The 15,998-nt window shown below is 67.1% G+C and carries 18 protein-coding genes; 15 read left to right on the top strand and 3 right to left on the bottom strand.

Annotation, left to right across the window (positions count from 1 at the left end):
• The 3 genes from QOD90_RS16605 to QOD90_RS16595 form a co-directional block, all read left to right on the top strand.
• On the top strand, positions 1-441 hold a 441-nt coding region (locus tag QOD90_RS16605), incomplete at its 5' end, for a class I adenylate-forming enzyme family protein (protein ID WP_526351596.1).
• Positions 442-504: 63 nt separating this feature from the next.
• Positions 505-2,076, top strand: coding sequence for a signal recognition particle protein (ffh, locus tag QOD90_RS16600; protein WP_526351594.1), 1,572 nt, complete (start codon positions 505-507; stop codon positions 2,074-2,076).
• A 61-nt stretch (positions 2,077-2,137) separates the two neighbouring features.
• On the top strand, positions 2,138-3,175 hold the full coding sequence (locus QOD90_RS16595) for an amidohydrolase family protein (RefSeq protein WP_526351602.1): 1,038 nt from the start codon (positions 2,138-2,140) through the stop codon (positions 3,173-3,175).
• 28 nt (positions 3,176-3,203) lie between these two features.
• Here QOD90_RS16595 and QOD90_RS16590 read toward each other — a convergent pair whose 3' ends face one another.
• Both QOD90_RS16590 and QOD90_RS16585 read right to left on the bottom strand, forming a co-directional pair.
• Positions 3,204-4,061: a D-alanyl-D-alanine carboxypeptidase family protein gene (locus QOD90_RS16590; RefSeq protein ID WP_526351592.1), complete on the bottom strand. Its 858-nt coding sequence runs from the start codon at positions 4,059-4,061 to the stop codon at positions 3,204-3,206.
• Positions 4,062-4,130: 69 nt separating this feature from the next.
• Positions 4,131-5,018: a D-alanyl-D-alanine carboxypeptidase family protein gene (locus QOD90_RS16585; protein WP_526351591.1), complete on the bottom strand. Its 888-nt coding sequence runs from the start codon at positions 5,016-5,018 to the stop codon at positions 4,131-4,133.
• Positions 5,019-5,164: 146 nt separating this feature from the next.
• On the opposite strand from QOD90_RS16585, the gene QOD90_RS16580 reads away from it, so the two are divergent.
• The 8 genes from QOD90_RS16580 (at position 5,165) to trmD (ending at position 12,645) form a co-directional block, all read left to right on the top strand.
• Positions 5,165-6,976: an N-acetylglutaminylglutamine amidotransferase gene (locus QOD90_RS16580; RefSeq protein ID WP_526351600.1), complete on the top strand. Its 1,812-nt coding sequence runs from the start codon at positions 5,165-5,167 to the stop codon at positions 6,974-6,976.
• A gap of 2 nt (positions 6,977-6,978) precedes the next feature.
• Positions 6,979-8,691: an N-acetylglutaminylglutamine synthetase gene (gene ngg / locus QOD90_RS16575; RefSeq protein WP_526351589.1), complete on the top strand. Its 1,713-nt coding sequence runs from the start codon at positions 6,979-6,981 to the stop codon at positions 8,689-8,691.
• Between the two features lie 68 nt (positions 8,692-8,759).
• On the top strand, positions 8,760-9,977 hold the full coding sequence (locus tag QOD90_RS16570; RefSeq protein WP_526351587.1) for an osmoprotectant NAGGN system M42 family peptidase: 1,218 nt from the start codon (positions 8,760-8,762) through the stop codon (positions 9,975-9,977).
• A 28-nt stretch (positions 9,978-10,005) separates the two neighbouring features.
• Positions 10,006-10,434 carry a nuclear transport factor 2 family protein gene (locus QOD90_RS16565; protein ID WP_526351585.1) on the top strand — a complete coding sequence of 143 codons (429 nt, stop codon included), beginning with the start codon at positions 10,006-10,008 and terminating at the stop codon, positions 10,432-10,434.
• A 218-nt stretch (positions 10,435-10,652) separates the two neighbouring features.
• The gene (rpsP, locus tag QOD90_RS16560; protein ID WP_526351583.1) at positions 10,653-11,129 is read left to right on the top strand and encodes a 30S ribosomal protein S16; all 477 of its coding nucleotides are present in this window, start codon (positions 10,653-10,655) and stop codon (positions 11,127-11,129) included.
• Positions 11,126-11,368 (top strand): RNA-binding protein, encoded by a 243-nt coding sequence (locus QOD90_RS16555; RefSeq protein WP_431508628.1) that lies wholly within the window; start codon positions 11,126-11,128, stop codon positions 11,366-11,368. Before rpsP ends, QOD90_RS16555 begins: the two co-directional genes overlap by 4 nt.
• 62 nt (positions 11,369-11,430) lie before the next feature.
• Positions 11,431-11,961: a ribosome maturation factor RimM gene (gene rimM, locus QOD90_RS16550; protein WP_526351581.1), complete on the top strand. Its 531-nt coding sequence runs from the start codon at positions 11,431-11,433 to the stop codon at positions 11,959-11,961.
• A gap of 6 nt (positions 11,962-11,967) precedes the next feature.
• Complete coding sequence (gene trmD, locus QOD90_RS16545; RefSeq protein ID WP_526351579.1) at positions 11,968-12,645, top strand: tRNA (guanosine(37)-N1)-methyltransferase TrmD; 678 nt, start codon at positions 11,968-11,970, stop codon at positions 12,643-12,645.
• On the opposite strand, the gene QOD90_RS16540 is transcribed toward trmD, so the two are convergent.
• Positions 12,646-13,587: a serine hydrolase gene (locus QOD90_RS16540; RefSeq protein ID WP_526351577.1), complete on the bottom strand. Its 942-nt coding sequence runs from the start codon at positions 13,585-13,587 to the stop codon at positions 12,646-12,648.
• A gap of 345 nt (positions 13,588-13,932) precedes the next feature.
• Here QOD90_RS16540 and rplS point away from each other — a divergent pair, with 345 nt between their 5' ends.
• From rplS to QOD90_RS16520, 4 genes are all read left to right on the top strand, one after another.
• Entirely contained in the window at positions 13,933-14,274 is a 342-nt protein-coding gene (gene rplS / locus QOD90_RS16535; RefSeq protein WP_526351575.1) for a 50S ribosomal protein L19, read from the top strand.
• 28 nt (positions 14,275-14,302) lie between these two features.
• Positions 14,303-15,190, top strand: a complete 888-nt coding sequence (gene lepB / locus QOD90_RS16530; RefSeq protein ID WP_526351573.1) for a signal peptidase I — start codon at positions 14,303-14,305, stop codon at positions 15,188-15,190.
• A 5-nt stretch (positions 15,191-15,195) separates the two neighbouring features.
• Positions 15,196-15,879, top strand: a complete 684-nt coding sequence (locus QOD90_RS16525) for a ribonuclease HII (RefSeq protein WP_526351571.1) — start codon at positions 15,196-15,198, stop codon at positions 15,877-15,879.
• Positions 15,880-15,920: 41 nt separating this feature from the next.
• The coding region (locus QOD90_RS16520; RefSeq protein ID WP_526351598.1) for a DUF2469 family protein at positions 15,921-15,998 on the top strand (78 nt) is incomplete at its 3' end.

Below are 15,998 nucleotides of genomic sequence, written 5' to 3'. Positions count from 1 at the left end.
GAGGTGCTCGCAGCGGCCGACCACCTCTCGGTACGAGATGCCGACGGGTGGCTGCATACCGGCGATCTCGGCATCGTGGACGACGAGGGTTATCTGCACCTGAGTGGGCGCAGGCACGACATGGTGATCCGCGGTGGAGAGAACGTCTACCCGCAGGACGTCGAGAACGTGCTGAGCACCCACCCCGGCGTTGCCATGGTGGGTGTCGTGGGTGTGCCCGATGCGCGACTCGGCGAGACGCTCGCCGCATTCGTCGTCCCCGCCGATCCGGCGACCCCGCCGCACCCAGAGGAGCTGCACTCATTCGCCAGGGTCAGCCTTGCAGGGTTCAAGGTTCCGCAGTACTGGCACTTCGTCGCCGAACTGCCGTTGAACAGTGCGGGCAAGCTGACCCGGAGCGCGCTGCGGGCTTCGCACCAGAGGCGGCACCTGAGCGACTAGAGCGATCCGGCACGGGCAGCGGCCGCACCGTCGTCGGCCGGCGTCGCCAGCTAGGCTAACCACGTGTTCGAATCCCTATCCGACCGATTGACCGGGGCCCTCTCGGGCCTGCGCGGCAAGGGTCGGCTCACCGACGCCGACATCGACGCCACGGCGCGCGAGATCCGCCTGGCCCTGCTCGAGGCCGACGTCTCGCTGGCCGTCGTGCGCGCCTTCATCACCAGGGTCAAGGATCGCGCCAAGGGCGCGGAGGTGTCCGGTGCGCTGAACCCGGCCCAGCAGGTCGTCAAGATCGTCAATGACGAACTGGTCGGCATCCTCGGCGGCGAGACCAGGCAGCTGGCGTATGCCAAGAATCCGCCGACGGTCGTCATGCTCGCCGGCCTGCAGGGTTCCGGCAAGACGACGCTGGCGGGCAAGCTCGCCAAGTGGTTCTCCGACCAGGGCCACACACCGCTGTTGGTGGCCTGTGACCTGCAGCGACCCGGCGCGGTCAACCAGCTCCAGATCGTAGGTGAGCGAGCGGGCGTGCAGGTGTTCGCGCCGAACCCCGGCGTCTCGCCCGGTGGCGTCGACATCGCCCAGATGAAGACGGGTGACCCGGTCGCGGTCGCAGCGGCGGGCCTCGCCGAGGCGAAGGCCAAGCACTTCGACGTCGTCATCGTCGACACCGCGGGCCGCCTCGGCATCGACGAGGAGTTGATGAACCAGGCGGCCGCGATTCGGGATGCCGTCAACCCCGACGAGGTGCTGTTCGTCCTCGACTCGATGATCGGCCAGGACGCCGTGACCACCGCGGAGGCGTTCCGCGAGGGTGTCGGATTCACGGGTGTGGTGCTGACCAAGCTCGACGGCGACGCCCGCGGTGGTGCGGCACTGTCGGTCCGCGAGATCACCGGCGTGCCGATCCTGTTCGCGTCCGACGGCGAAAAGCTCGAGGACTTCGACGTCTTCCACCCCGACCGGATGGCCAGTCGCATCCTGGGCATGGGCGACGTGCTCACCCTCATCGAGCAGGCGGAGCAGGTCTTCGACGCCGAGAAGGCGGAGGCGGCTGCCGCCAAGATCGGCTCCGGCGAGCTGACGCTTGAGGACTTCCTCGAGCAGATGCTGATGATCCGGAAGATGGGCCCGATCGGAAACCTCCTCGGCATGCTGCCAGGGGCGGGTCAGATGAAGGACGCACTGGCGGCCGTCGACGACACCCAGCTCGACCGAGTCCAGGCCATCATCCGCGGCATGACTCCCGCCGAGCGTGCCGACCCGAAGATCATCAACGCCTCGCGCCGATTGCGCATCGCCAACGGCTCGGGTGTCGCGGTCGCCGAGGTGAACTCGCTGGTCGACCGGTTCTTCGACGCCCGCAAGATGATGTCGCAGATGGCCGGACAGATGGGAATGCCCTTCGCCCGCAACGGATCATCGCGTAAGGCCGCCAAGGGCAAGAACAAGCAGGCAGGCAAGAAGAAGGGCGGGAGGGGTCCCACTCCGCCGAAGACGCCGAATCCGTTGGGCGTTGGCGGCGTGCCCGCCGGGTTCCCCAACCTGTCGAACATGCCGAAGGGCCTCGACGAGCTGCCACCGGGTCTGGCCAACTTCGACCTGTCCAAGCTGAAGTTCCCCAACCAGAAGTAACCCGTTGCGTCTCCGCATTCGCGGTCGCGGACTGCCCGACGGGGAGCCCGTCGAGTGGTGGATGGTCGATGAGCGCTCGCGCGATGAGCATGGGCACCGTGGCCTGCTGAGCGCCGAACCCGTCGCAGGCGCCGAGACGGCCTTCGACGGTGGTTGGATCCTGCCGGGCCTGGTCGATGCGCACTGCCACGTCGGCCTCGGAGCCAGTGGTCCGACCAGCTTCGAGGAGGCCGTCGCGCAGGCGGAGACCGAACGGGACGTCGGCGCGCTGTTGCTGCGGGACGCCGGCTCTCCCGTCGACACTCGCAGCTTCGACGATCGCGAGGATCTGCCGCGGATCATCCGGGCGGGGCGTCACCTGGCCAGGCCCAAGCGCTACCTCCCCGGCCTGCCGATCGACATCGAGGATGAGTCGCAATTGCCCGCAGCGGTCGCCGAACAGGCGCGCTGGGGCGATGGCTGGGTGAAGCTGGTGGGGGACTGGATCGACAGGGACGCAGGCGATCTCGCGCCGCTGTGGTCCGACGACGTCCTCATCGAGGCCATCGCGGCCGCGCATGCCGAGGGTGCCCGAGTGACTGCACACGTGTTCGGCGAGGACGCGCTGCCCGGTCTGATCAATGCGGGCATCGACTGCATCGAACACGGCACCGGCATCACCGACGACGTCATCGCGCTGATGCTCGAGCACGGCACTGCCCTGGTGCCCACGCTGGTCAACATCGAGAACTTTCCAGGGATCGCCGATGCGGCGGCCAAGTACCCGACCTACGCCAAGCACCTGCGTCAGCTCTACGCGTCATGCAAGCAACGGGTCGGCGCCGCGCACGAAGCCGGTATCCCGATCTACGCGGGCACCGACGCGGGGGGCATGGTCGCCCACGGCCGGATCGCCGACGAGGTCGACGCGCTCAAGACCATTGGCATGAGCGCGACGGCCGCACTCGGCGCGGCGTGCTGGGACGCCAGGGCATGGCTGGGAAGGCCTGGGCTCGAGAACGGTGCGTCGGCCGACCTACTCTGCTACGCAGAGGATCCGCGCACGCCGGGTGTGCTCGACCACCCGGACCTGATCATGCTGCGCGGCCGCATCCTCTGACTGCTCGCGAGGTCCCGAAGCCGGGAACTCAAGCCGGCTGGCTGAAGCCCCAGTCGAACAGCCCGATCGCCTGGTCATAGAGATCGCCGCTGCCGTACATCAACACCACGAGAAGGCGACGCCCGTTGCGGTTGGCTGCAGTGACCAGCGTCTTGCGGGCCAGGTCCGTGTACCCCGTCTTGCCCGCGTAGTCGCCCGGATAACGCGTGAGCAGCTCGTTCTGGCCCTCGATCCGTCGGGGACCGCCGTCCTTGCCGGGAAAGGACGCCGACGGGGACTGGAAGATCTGGGCGATCAGCGGATACTTCAGCGCCTGGCGATAGATCAACGCGAGATCGTGGGGTGTGGTCACGGTCTCCCAGCCTGGCCCGTCGAGTCCCGACGGGGACGACGCGCGGGTGCTGCGAGCGCCGAGCGACTGCGCCTTGGCATTCATCGCGGCGACCGCCACACGTTGTCCACCGAGCATGTCGGCGAGCATGTTGGCGGCGTCGTTGCCCGACACCATCAGAAGGCCTGCCAGCAGTTGAGTGGTCGTGTAGGCCTGACCCGGCACCAGCCCCACACACGAACACTCGACCTCGGTGTGGCTCTTGTTGGCCCGGGCGAACGAATTCGGGTTGAGGTGGTCCAACACCACCATTGCCAACAGCGGCTTGATGGTGCTCGCCGGGGCGTGTGAGCCGTCGGGGTCCTTCCCCGCGAGAATGCGCCCGCTGTCCAGGTCGGCGACCAGCCAGGCTTGCGCCGGACCGTCCGGCGGCGCGACGACCGCCCCCGCTGGTTCGATCGAGGGTTGCGCCAACGCGACGGGCGCGGTGGTCGCGGTCAGCGCCGCACCGATGGCGAGCGCCAGCAACGTCTGGGCCGCGAACAGTCCTCGCACCCGAGCGAGCGTAGGGATCGCAGGACTCGTCCTGCGCGCGATGAGGTCTCCGTCGGGTATCGGGTTTCGCTAAAGGGTTCCGATGCCGACCGACCGGTTCTGCGCAAAACCCCAGTCGAGGAGGCCGGAGGCCTGGTCCCAGTAGGTGGGCCCACCCTCGACGACCAGCCCGTACATCATGGCGACCACCAGGCGTCGACCGTCGCGTTGAGCCGCGCCGACGAACGTCTTGCGGGCCGCGTCGGTGAAGCCGGTCTTCCCGCCGAGCATGCCCGGGTAGCGGCCCAACATCTCGTCCTGATTGATCAGCGTCACTGGTGCGGCGTCGCCGGGGAACGGCGCGGTCGGCGACGAGGTGATGGCGGTGAACACGGGGTTGGCCAATGCGGCGCGGAAGACGATGGCCAGGTCGTGGGGCGTCGTGTAGCCATCGATGCCCGGTCCGTTGAGCCCAGACGGTGATCCGGCCCGCGTTCCAGTGGCGCCGAGCGCGGCCGCCTTGGCGTTCATCTTGGCCACCGCGACGTCCGTGCCGCCGAGCATGTGAGCCAGGGTGTTGGCGGCGTCGTTGCCCGACACCAGCAGCAGCCCGTCGAGGAGTTCCTGCGTCGTATAGGTGTGACCGGCCTTGACGCCCGCACAGTTGCACTCCACCTTGGCGTCGGCCTCGTCGGCCACGACGGTGGCATCCAGCGGCAGCTCGTCGAGGGTCACCAGGGCGAGAAGCACCTTGATGGTGCTGGCGGGTGGATGGGTGACGTACTCGTCGTGACCCGCGAGGATCTGGCCGGAGTCCATGTCGGCGACGATCCACGCAGGGGCGGGGCCGACGGGGATCTGCACGCTGCCGATCGGCTGGACGTCGTTGTCGGCTGCCGCGACGGCGGTGTCGAGCACTGATGAGCCTAGGAGAAGCGTAGCGATGGACACCGCGAGTGCGCCGAGGAGCCGAACCATGGCCGCCGAGCCTACTTGCCTTCACCACCGTGTTGTTTGACGCGTCCGTAATGGGGCTACATAGCGGCAGGTTGATCTTGTCGTGCGCGGACGTCGCGACGGCCGGTCGCCATCCCAATGCTGACACCACCGAGGAGTCGATCACCATTTGTGGCATTGCCGGCGAAATCGCCCGTGGCCGTCCGGCCGATCTCACCGCCATCGGCGCAATGACGGACTGCATGGTGCCCCGCGGGCCCGACGGCGGAGGCGCCTGGTCCAGCGGAGGCGTGGCACTCGGCCACCGCCGCTTGGCGATCATCGATCTCTCCAGCAACGGTCATCAACCCATGCACGACCCCGAGCTCGGCCTCACCGTGGCGTTCAACGGATGCATCTACAACTACCCGGAGCTTCGTCAGCAACTGCTGAGCCGCGGCTACCGGTTCTTCTCGCACAGTGACACCGAGGTCATCCTCAAGGGCTACCGCGAGTGGGGCGAGCGGGTGGTGGACCACCTCAAGGGGATGTTCGCCTTCGCGGTCGCCGAAACCGTCACCGGGCGGGTCGTGCTGGCGCGGGACCGACTCGGCGTCAAGCCGCTCTACTGGTGCGACGTCGACGAGGGTGGCGGGATGGGTGGACTGCGCTTCGCGTCGACGCTTCCGGCCCTGGTCGCCGCAGGCGGAGTGGACACGGAACTGGACCCCGTCGCCCTGAACCACTACCTGAGCTTCCACTCGGTGGTGCCCGCCCCCCGGACGATCCTCAAGGGCGTCCGCAAGCTCGAGCCGGGCACCATCATGCGCATCGAGCCCGATGGCAGCAGGACCACGCAGACCTACTGGGAGCCGATGTTCGAACGCTCCGCCGAACGGGCCAACTGGTCGGAGGCGGACTGGCAGGACGCGATCCTGACCTCCCTTCGCACGGCTGTCGAGCGCCGCCTCGTCGCCGACGTACCCGTCGGTTGCCTGCTGTCCGGCGGCCTGGACTCCAGCCTCATCGTCGGCCTTCTCGCCGAGGCGGGCCAGCACGGCCTGCAGACGTTCTCCATCGGCTTCGAGGCCGCGGGCGGAGAAGAGGGCGACGAGTTCAAGTACTCCGACGTCATCGCCAGGCATTACGGCACCGACCACCACCAGATTCGCATCGACACCGCCCGCATGCTGCCCGCGTTGACCGACACCATCGGCGCCATGAGCGAGCCGATGATGAGCCACGACTGCGTGGCGTTCTACCTGCTGTCCGAGGAGGTCAGCAAGCACGTCAAGGTGGTGCAGTCGGGACAGGGTGCCGACGAGATCTTCGCCGGCTACCACTGGTATCCGCCGATGGCCTACGCCGCCGACGGGGATGCCGGTGATGCCTTGTCCCGCTACCGCAGGGCGTTCTTCGACCGCGACCACGCGGGGATCGACAGGCTCCTGGCGCGACAGTGGCGGCTCGACACCGACGTCGCCGAGCAGTTCGTGCTCGACCACTTCTCGAATCCCGGTGCGGCCACCGCGACCGACCGGGCGCTGCGGTTGGACACCACGGTGATGCTCGTCGACGACCCGGTCAAACGCGTCGACAACATGACGATGGCCTGGGGGCTGGAGGGCCGCGTGCCGTTCCTCGACCACGAACTCGTCGAGCTCGCCGCGACCTGCCCACCCGAGCTCAAGACCGCCTACGACGGCAAGGGCGTCCTGAAGGAAGCTGCCCGCAAGGTCATCCCACACGAGGTCATCGACCGACCGAAGGGGTACTTTCCCGTCCCGGCGCTCAAGCACCTCGAGGGGCCATACCTCGACCTGGTGCGAGATGCGTTGCACGGCTCCGCCGCCCGCGACCGAGGCCTCTTCACGCCCGATGCGGTCGACGCGCTGCTGGCCGAGCCCAATGGCAATCTCACACCGCTGAGGGGAAATCCCTTGTGGCAGATTGGGTTACTGGAACTGTGGCTGGCCCGCCACGTCGACGGGATCAAATGACCATGACGGACACAGACGGCGAAGCGCGGGCGGTCGGCGTCGTTCAGGACCTCGGCTGGGGGCGTCTGGTCTTCGGGCAGACGTGCGACGACCCCGAGCAGTTCGGCACAGCGCTGCGCGCGGAGGCCAGCGGGCGCCGTGACATCGGGATGTACCTCGACGCCCCGCACGTCTTCGTCGCCCTGCATCCGCAGGAGTTCTTCATCGATCCGAGTTTCACCTACCGCGTCGACCTGACGAAGCCGCTGGCCTACCAGCCCCCTTCGGTCCCCGGTCTCTCGGTGCGGCCGGTGGCCACCGTGGCGGACTGCGCCGCGATCAACCAGATCTACCTGCAGTGCCGAATGGTTCCGGCCGACGTCAACCTCATGTGGGACAACAGCCAGAACGCGCCGCACATGGTGTACCTGCTGGTCACGGACGACGAAACCGGGGCCGTCGTCGGTACCGTCACCGGCATCGACCACGCCCAGCTCTTCGGCGATGACGAGAACGGCTCGAGCCTATGGTGTCTCGCGGTCGACCCGACCCTGTCGCGCCCCGGCGTCGGGGGACTGTTGGTCCGCTCGCTCATCGAGGAGTTCATCCGGCGTGGGCGCGCCCAGATGGACCTCTCGGTGCTCCACGACAATGAAGGGGCCATCGCGCTGTACGAGCGGATGGGCTTCATCCGGGTGCCGGTGCTTGGCATCAAGCGCAAGAACGCCATCAACGAAAAGCTCTTCGCCCCAGCCAAATCCGAAGAGGAACTGGCACAGCTCAACCCCTATGCCAGGATCATCGCCGACGAGGCAATTCTGCGCGGTATCGCCGTGCAGGTGCTCGACGCCAAGGGCGGCTACCTCAAGTTGACTCACGGTGGCACCAGTGTCGTCACCCGCGAGTCGCTGTCCGAACTCACCAACGCCGTCGCGATGAGCCGCTGCGACGACAAGCGCGTTGCCCGCCGGGTCGTCGCGGAGGCAGGCATCAGGGTGCCAGAGGGGCGCACCGCGAGCTTCACCGACGACGACGTCGAGTTCCTTCAGAAGATGGGTGCGGTGGTGGTGAAACCGGCCCGCGGCGAACAAGGTGCGGGGATCACCGTCGGGGTGACTCGGGCAGAGGACCTCGACCGCGCCATCAAACTGGCCGCCGAGCACAGCCCCGACGTCCTGATCGAAGAGCTGTGCGAGGGCAAAGACCTACGCATCGTCGTCATCAACGGCAAGGTGATCGCCGCGGCGTTGAGGCGTCCGCCCGAGGTGGTCGGCAGCGGCGACCACACCATTCGCCACCTCATCGAGGCTCAGAGCCGTCGGCGCGCCGCCGCCACCCACGGTGAATCCACCATCCCCGTCGACGATCTCACCGTCGACACGGTGCGCGATGCCGGTTGGGACCTCGATGACGTGCTGCCGCTGAACGAACGCCTGGTCGTGCGGCGTACCGCGAACCTTCACACCGGCGGCACCATCCGCGACGTGACCGACGAATTGAATCCCGTCCTCGCGAAGGTCGCCATCGACGCGGCCGATGCGATCGGCATCCCCGTCACGGGCATCGATCTGATGGTGCCGTCCGTCGACGGTGAGGAGTACGCGTTCATCGAGGCGAACGAACGCCCGGGATTGGCCAACCACGAACCCCGGCCGACGGCACAGGCATTCGTGGATCTACTCTTCCCCCGCACGGCAGCGACTCCGTGGGCGTGGCAGCCCGACCCCGTGGAGTAGAACGTCGCCTGCGCCCATCGAACCGAAAGGCAACCTTGACAGACCTCGCAACCAACGGCGCCGCTCGGATGACCACCGACGATCGCAGTTGGATGGTCGACACGCTCCTCGCCTTGCTGCAGACGCCGAGCCCCTCCGGGCGGACGGATGCGGTGATGCAGTTGATCGGTGGCATCCTCGACGACTTCGGCGTGCCGTTCACCTTGACCCGCCGCGGTGCGCTGACCGCGGAGCTTCCTGGGAAGTCGGCCACCACCGACCGGGCGATCGTCGTGCACGCCGACACCATCGGCTGCATGGTCCGTGAACTCAAGGACAACGGGCGGCTCGAACTGGTCCCGGTCGGCACGTTCTCGGCGCGGTTCGCGGCAGGGGCGCGGGTGCGCATCTTCACCGATGACAGTGAAGACTTCATCACCGGAACGGTCATGCCGCTCAAGGCATCCGGACATGCCTTCGGCGACGAGATCGACACCCAGCCGACGGATTGGGAGCACGTCGAGGTCCGCGTCGACCGCAACGTCTCGACCCGGGAGGACCTGGTGGCCATCGGGCTGAACATTGGTGACTTCGTCGCGTTCATCACCAGTCCGGAACTCACCGAGGACGGCTTCATCGTCTCGCGCCATCTCGACGGCAAGGCGGGCGTCGCCGTCGCTCTGGCACTGGCGAAGCACGTGATGGAGAACCGGGTCGTGTTGCCACACCGGACGACGATCATGGTGACCATTACCGAGGAGGTCGGACACGGCGCCAGTAGCGGGCTGCCGCCGGACGTCGCCGAGTTGGTGTCCGTGGACAACGCGGTGTGCGCGCCGGGCCAACATTCCCTCGAGCACGGCGTCACCATCCCGATGGCCGACATGCACGGACCCTTCGACTACCACCTGACCCGGAACCTGCTCCGCCTCGCCAAGGATCGGGGAATTGCGCACGCCCGCGACATCTTTCGGTTCTACCGGTCCGACGCGGCGGCGGCGATCGAAGCTGGCGCCAACACGCGGGCCGCCCTCGTCGCGTTCGGACTAGACGGCAGCCACGGCTGGGAGCGCAGCCACCTCGATTCGCTGGAGGCGTGCTACCTGCTTCTGGAGGGTTGGCTGGAGACATCGCTGACGTTCGCGACGTGGGACGCCCATCCCTCGGGCAAGCTCAGGGACTTCCCGTCCTCGAAACAGCCCGCACCCACCGAGCAGTGGGTGCCGCTATCGCGCGGCGACTTCACCGAACCGGGAGACGCCTTGCCGGGGGAGCCCTGGCCACCGTCGGAGGGTCCGCACACCTGAGCGGGTGCCTAGGTGTTCAATCGAACGCATGCTGAGTCTGGAAGAGATCTCCGACCGCCTCGAGATACAACAGCTCCTCGTCGACTACTCCACCGCGATCGACACCCGCCGGTTCGATGACCTCGACGCGGTGTTCACCCCCGATGCCTACATCGACTACCGCGCCATGGGCGGCATCGACGGCACCTTTCCCGACGTGAAGAAGTGGTTGTCGGAGGTGTTGCCGAACTTCCCGGCCTACTCGCATCTGATCGGCAACTTCGACGTCCACGTCACGCGTGATTCGGCTGGGGACACGGCGAAGTCCCGAATCCTCTGCTTCAACCCGATGAAGCTCAGTGACGAGGGACAGATCCTGTTCTGCGGACTCTGGTACGACGACGAGTTCATCCGCACCGCGGACGGCTGGCGGATGACCCGCCGCGTCGAGACGAAGTGCTTCGACCGGATCGTCTGAGCTCCCCGTGCGCCGGGGGCGGGGGACTGGGCGATTTCCGCCGATGGGGCGTGTTCTGGCACAATTGGCGGCTGTCTGACGGGCGACCCGGTTCGATACGAGATTCTTCTCGGTCGATGCGCCGTCCGTCGGTCACACACGCAAGGCAAAACCGGACCGGGCAATCCGCTCGAGTCGCTGAATTGCACGCGTGGCAATCACAGGAGAATTCGTTCGACATGGCTGTCAAGATCAAGCTCGCCCGCTTCGGCAAGATTCGCAACCCCCAGTACCGCATCGCCGTCGCCGACGCGCGCAACCGTCGCGATGGACGCGCCATCGAGGTCATCGGCAAGTACCACCCGAAGGAAGATCCCAGCTTCATCGAGATCGACTCGGAGCGTGCCCAGTACTGGTTGGGTGTCGGCGCCCAGCCCACCGAGCCCGTCCTCGCCCTGCTGAAGATCACCGGTGACTGGCAGAAGTTCAAGGGCCTGCCGGGTACCGAGGGCACCCTGAGGGTCAAGGAACCCAAGACCTCCAAGCTGGACCTGTTCAACGCCGCGCTTGCCGCTGCCGACGATGCGCCCACCGGCGACGCGACGACGACCAAGAAGAAGAAGGCCCCCGCCAAGAAGGCCGAAGAGGCCGAGACCGCTGAGGTCGCCGTCGAGGCACCTGCCGACGCCGCATCCGACGCAGCCCCTGCCGAATGAGCACTGCCGTCGTCGACGCCGTCGAGCACCTGGTGCGTGGGATCGTCGACAACCCCGATGACGTCCGTGTCGACATGGTGACCAACCGCCGCGGGCGCACCGTCGAGGTGCACGTGCACCCCGACGACCTCGGGAAGGTCATCGGTCGGGGCGGCCGCACGGCAACCGCCCTTCGCACGCTGGTCGCCGGCATCGGTGGCCGTGGCATCCGCGTCGACGTGGTGGACACCGACCAGTAAGACGACTCGGAAAGTAGAGCCGCTCCGGCGGGCAGGAGCGCAGCGACTCGGGAGAATGGGAAATGGACCTCGTCGTCGGGCGTGTCGTCAAGGCGCACGGAATCGGCGGCGAGATCGTCGTCGACGTCCGCACCGACGATCCCCACGATCGCTTCGCACCGGGTACCGCACTGCGCGCCAGAGCGCGTGACAAGAGTGAGCGGACCGTCGTGGTCGACTCGATGCGGGAGCACGGGGGCCGTCTGCTCGTCCGACTCGAGGGGGTCGCGAGCCGCGATGCGGCAGATGCGCTTCGCGGCAGCCTGTTCATCGTCGACACCGCCGACTTGCCCGCGATCGAAGACCCCGACGAGTTCTACGATCACCAACTCGAGGGCCTGCGGGTGCGCACCCTCGCCGGCCGGGAGGTGGGCACCGTCGCGGAAGTCCTGCACACCGCGGCGGGGGAGATCCTCGCGGTGCGGCCCGCCGATGGCGACGGTCCAGAGGTTCTCGTACCGTTCGTCGGCGCCATCGTGACCGCGGTGTCACTGGAGGATGGCCTCGTCGAGATCGACCCTCCCGATGGCCTGCTGGACCTGGATTCGATCTAGGTCGCCATGCGCATTGACGTCGTCACGATCTTTCCCGACTATCTCGATCCGCTCCGACAATCCTTGCCGGGCAAGGCGATCGCCAACGGCATCGTCGACATTGCGGTCCACGACCTGCGCCGCTGGACCTCCGACGTGCACCACTCGGTGGACGACTCCCCGTACGGCGGCGGCCCCGGCATGGTCATGAAGGCGCCCGTGTGGGGCGAGGCGCTGGACGAAATCTGTTCCGCGGAAACACTTCTCGTCGTTCCGACGCCCGCGGGCCGGCCCTTCCGGCAGGCCGATGCCCAACGATGGAGCGGCGAGGCGCACTTGACGTTCGCGTGCGGACGCTACGAGGGCATCGACCAGCGCGTCATCGACGATGCAGCGCGCAGGATGCGCGTCGAGGAGGTGTCCATCGGTGATTACGTACTGCCCGGTGGTGAATCCGCGGCACTGGTCATGATCGAGGCCGTGGTCCGGCTGCTTCCGGACGTCCTCGGCAATCCCGTTTCACACGAGGATGACTCGCACTCTGATGGTCTCTTGGAAGGGCCGAGCTACACGCGGCCGTCGAGCTGGCGAGGGCTGGACGTGCCGCCCGTGCTGCTGTCCGGTGACCACGGCAAGGTAGCGGCCTGGCGACGCGAGCAGTCGCTGCAACGCACGCGCGACCGCAGACCCGAGCTGCTCGGCTGACTAGATCTTGCCGCCGGGGAACATCGTCTTGACCGCCTGGGTGATGGCTGCGCGCGCATCGTCGGCGTCAGTGGCCTGCATGGCGCTGATCGCCATCACGTAGCGCCGATCCGGCCCGATGACGCCCGTGGACAGGTGCAGCCAGTCGGCCCCGATGCAGCACATCCAACCCTGTTTCACGGCAACGGGCTCGGCGTAGAGCCCTTCGGGGATGCCGAAGCGCTGTGGGTAGACACCCCCGGGAACCATCCCGTCGGGCGCCGTCGGCGTGGACGCCGCGAGGTTGGCCAGGATCATGCTGGCCTGCTCCGGCGGCAGTCCGCCGGTGCCCGCCAACATCATGTCGTAATACCGGACCAGATCGGTCACCGAGCTGGTGGTGTTGAACCAGCGCCCGTTGTTCGGTGGTTTGGTGGACGTCAGCCCGTAGCGCGCGATCACGCGGCTGATGATCGCGCTGCCGCCGCTGCGGTTCCAGAAGGTCTCGGCGGCGCTGTCGTCGGATGACCGCAGCATCCTGTCGAAGGCCGCACGATCGTCGGGCGAGAGCTGCGTCTGACCCTTGGACACCTGCAGCAAGAGGTCGTCGGCGATGAAGAGTTTGACGACGGAGGCGATGGCGATGGTGCCGCTGTTGACGTTGGCGACCAGCTGACCGGTGTTGCGGTCGAGCACGGCCACGGTGATGTCCGCGCCGGACTTGGACGCCTCCGCGGTGGCCTGCTGTTCGCGGGCGCCCAATCCGACGAAGGCCGCGGCGGGCTCGTCGGGTGGGACCTCCGGCAAGGGAGCCATGCTGCCAAGCGGGGCGACCACGGTGAGCGGTGGCGACGCAGGCGCGGGAGGAGTGCCGTAGACCTTGGCCTCGCATCCCGAGGCGACCGTCACCACGGTTGCTGCGAGTGCGGTGACCATCAGCAGCTTCGATGGCCGCCGGAACATGGCCCTCCCTGGACGAGTGAGATGGACGGAAAAACGGCCCCCGCGCAAGGGTGAGGCCCCTTCCCTCGGTACGTACCCTAACCTTTAGGCGTCCTCGCCGCGCCCGCAGCGGACTCCTGTGTCGCGTGTGACGTTCGACGGGAAGTCCTGGCGCGATTTCGTTGGTGAGGTGCCCGTCTGGCACAATTGAGCAGTTGTCTGCGCACGGCGGGAAAAACATGTTCCCACCTGTGGCGAGAGACACCAGAAGACCTCGGTCCGGCTACGCGTCGCTCACTGACGTGAGGCCCATGGCCGCAACCGAGCACACGATCAAACGATCCGAACCATGAGGAAGTGTCACCGATGAACACCCTGGACTTCATTGACCAGTCGTCGCTGCGCGACGACATCCCGGCCTTCGGCCCAGGCGACACCGTGAACGTCCACGTGAAGGTCATCGAGGGTTCCAAGGAGCGCGTCCAGGTCTTCAAGGGCGTCGTCCTGCGCAGGCAGGGTGGCGGCGTTCGCGAGACCTTCACCGTGCGCAAGGAGAGCTACGGCGTCGGCGTCGAGCGGACCTTCCCGCTGCACTCGCCGAACATCGACCACGTCGATGTCGTCACCCGCGGTGACGTGCGACGCGCCAAGCTCTACTACCTGCGTGAGCTTCGTGGCAAGAAGGCGAAGATCAAGGAAAAGCGCTGATTGACGCCGGCGCCGCACCCGGACGGATGTGACGGTTAACCCCGAGCAGCGCGGCGCCGAGCGCCGCGCTGACTACTCTGATGACGTGACCGGATCCACCGACGCGCCCGATGCCGCCGAAGAAGACGTAGAGCCCTCTGGACAGTCGGATCGCGACGTCGACGACGAGGATCCGCCGAAGAAGAAGCGCGGCGCCGTGCGTGAAGCGGCGATTCTGCTCAGCATCGCGCTCGTTCTGTACTACGTGATGCTGACGTTCGTCGCGCGGCCATACCTCATTCCGTCGGAGTCGATGGAACCCACGCTGCACGGCTGCGCCGGCTGCGTGGGTGATCGCATCATGGTCGACAAGGTCACCTACCGCTTCACTGCGCCCGAGCCCGGTGACGTCATCGTCTTCAAGGGCCCGCCAGCGTGGAACGTCGGTTACAAGTCGATCCGGTCCGACAGCACCCCGATCCGGTGGTTGCAGAATGCGCTCTCGTTCGTCGGCTTCGTGCCGCCCGACGAAAACGACCTCGTCAAGCGCGTGATCGCCGTTGGTGGTCAGACGGTCGAATGTCGCGCCAGCACGGGGTTGACGGTCGACGGCAAGAAGCTCAACGAGCCCTTCCTCGACGTCAACACGATGATGGCCGATCCGCAGATCTACCCCTGCCTCGGCAATGAGTTCGGGCCCGTGAAGGTCCCCGAGAACCGGCTGTGGGTGATGGGCGACAATCGCACGCACTCGGCAGACTCGCGCGCGCACTGCACCAACCTGCCTGCGGATGCTCAGAAGGGTCTGCTGTGCACCGGGGACCCGATGGCGGGCACGGTCCCGGTCGCCAACGTGATCGGCAAGGCGCGCTTCATCGCGTGGCCGCCCGGCCGATGGGGCACCGTCTCGGCCATCAATCCGCAGACTTCGCAGTAACCGCCGTGCCGGCGACCTGGCCGCCTCGGGCCGTGATCCGCAAGTCCGCTGGCCTGCGCACGATCGAATCGGCGCTGTATAGGGGTGGCTTGGGTCCGGTGGCCGGGGTCGACGAGGTGGGGCGCGGCGCCTGTGCCGGTCCGCTGGTCGTGGCGGCGTGTGTGCTCGGTCCCAACCGACTAGAGAGCCTGTCGGCTCTCGACGACTCCAAGAAGCTCAACGAGCGCGAGCGCGAGCGGCTGTTTCCGCTGATCCGGCGGTACGCGCTGGCCTACCACGTCGTCTTCATCCCGTCGAAGGAAGTGGACCGGCGTGGTGTTCACGTCGCCAACATCGAAGGCATGCGGCGGGCCGTGGCCGGGCTGCCGCTTCGGCCGGGTTACGTGCTGAGCGACGGGTTTCGGGTGCCAGGGCTGCCGATGCCGTCGCTGCCGGTGGTGGGTGGTGACGCCGCGGCGGCCTGCATTGCCGCCGCCAGCGTGCTCGCCAAGGTGAGTCGTGACCGTCTCATGGTGCAGATGGATTCCCGCTATCCCCGTTACGGTTTCGCCGTGCACAAGGGCTACAGCACCGCCTTCCACACGGCGGCGTTGGCCGAGCACGGCCCATGCAGCGAGCACAGATACTCGTTCATCAACGTGCGGCGATTGGCCGACGGGGAACCCGAGCAGCATGCCGAATTGGGCTGAGGAAAGATGTACCGAACACCGACCGAAGGACCACTGAACCGATGAGTGCCGAAGATCTCGAGAAGTACGAAACCGAGATGGAGCTCTCGCTGTACCGCGAATACAAGGACATCGTTGGG

This window comes from Mycobacterium sp. (assembly GCF_032161845.1).
GTDB lineage: Bacteria > Actinomycetota > Actinomycetes > Mycobacteriales > Mycobacteriaceae > Mycobacterium.
This window is presented reverse-complemented; position numbering and strand designations above follow the sequence as displayed.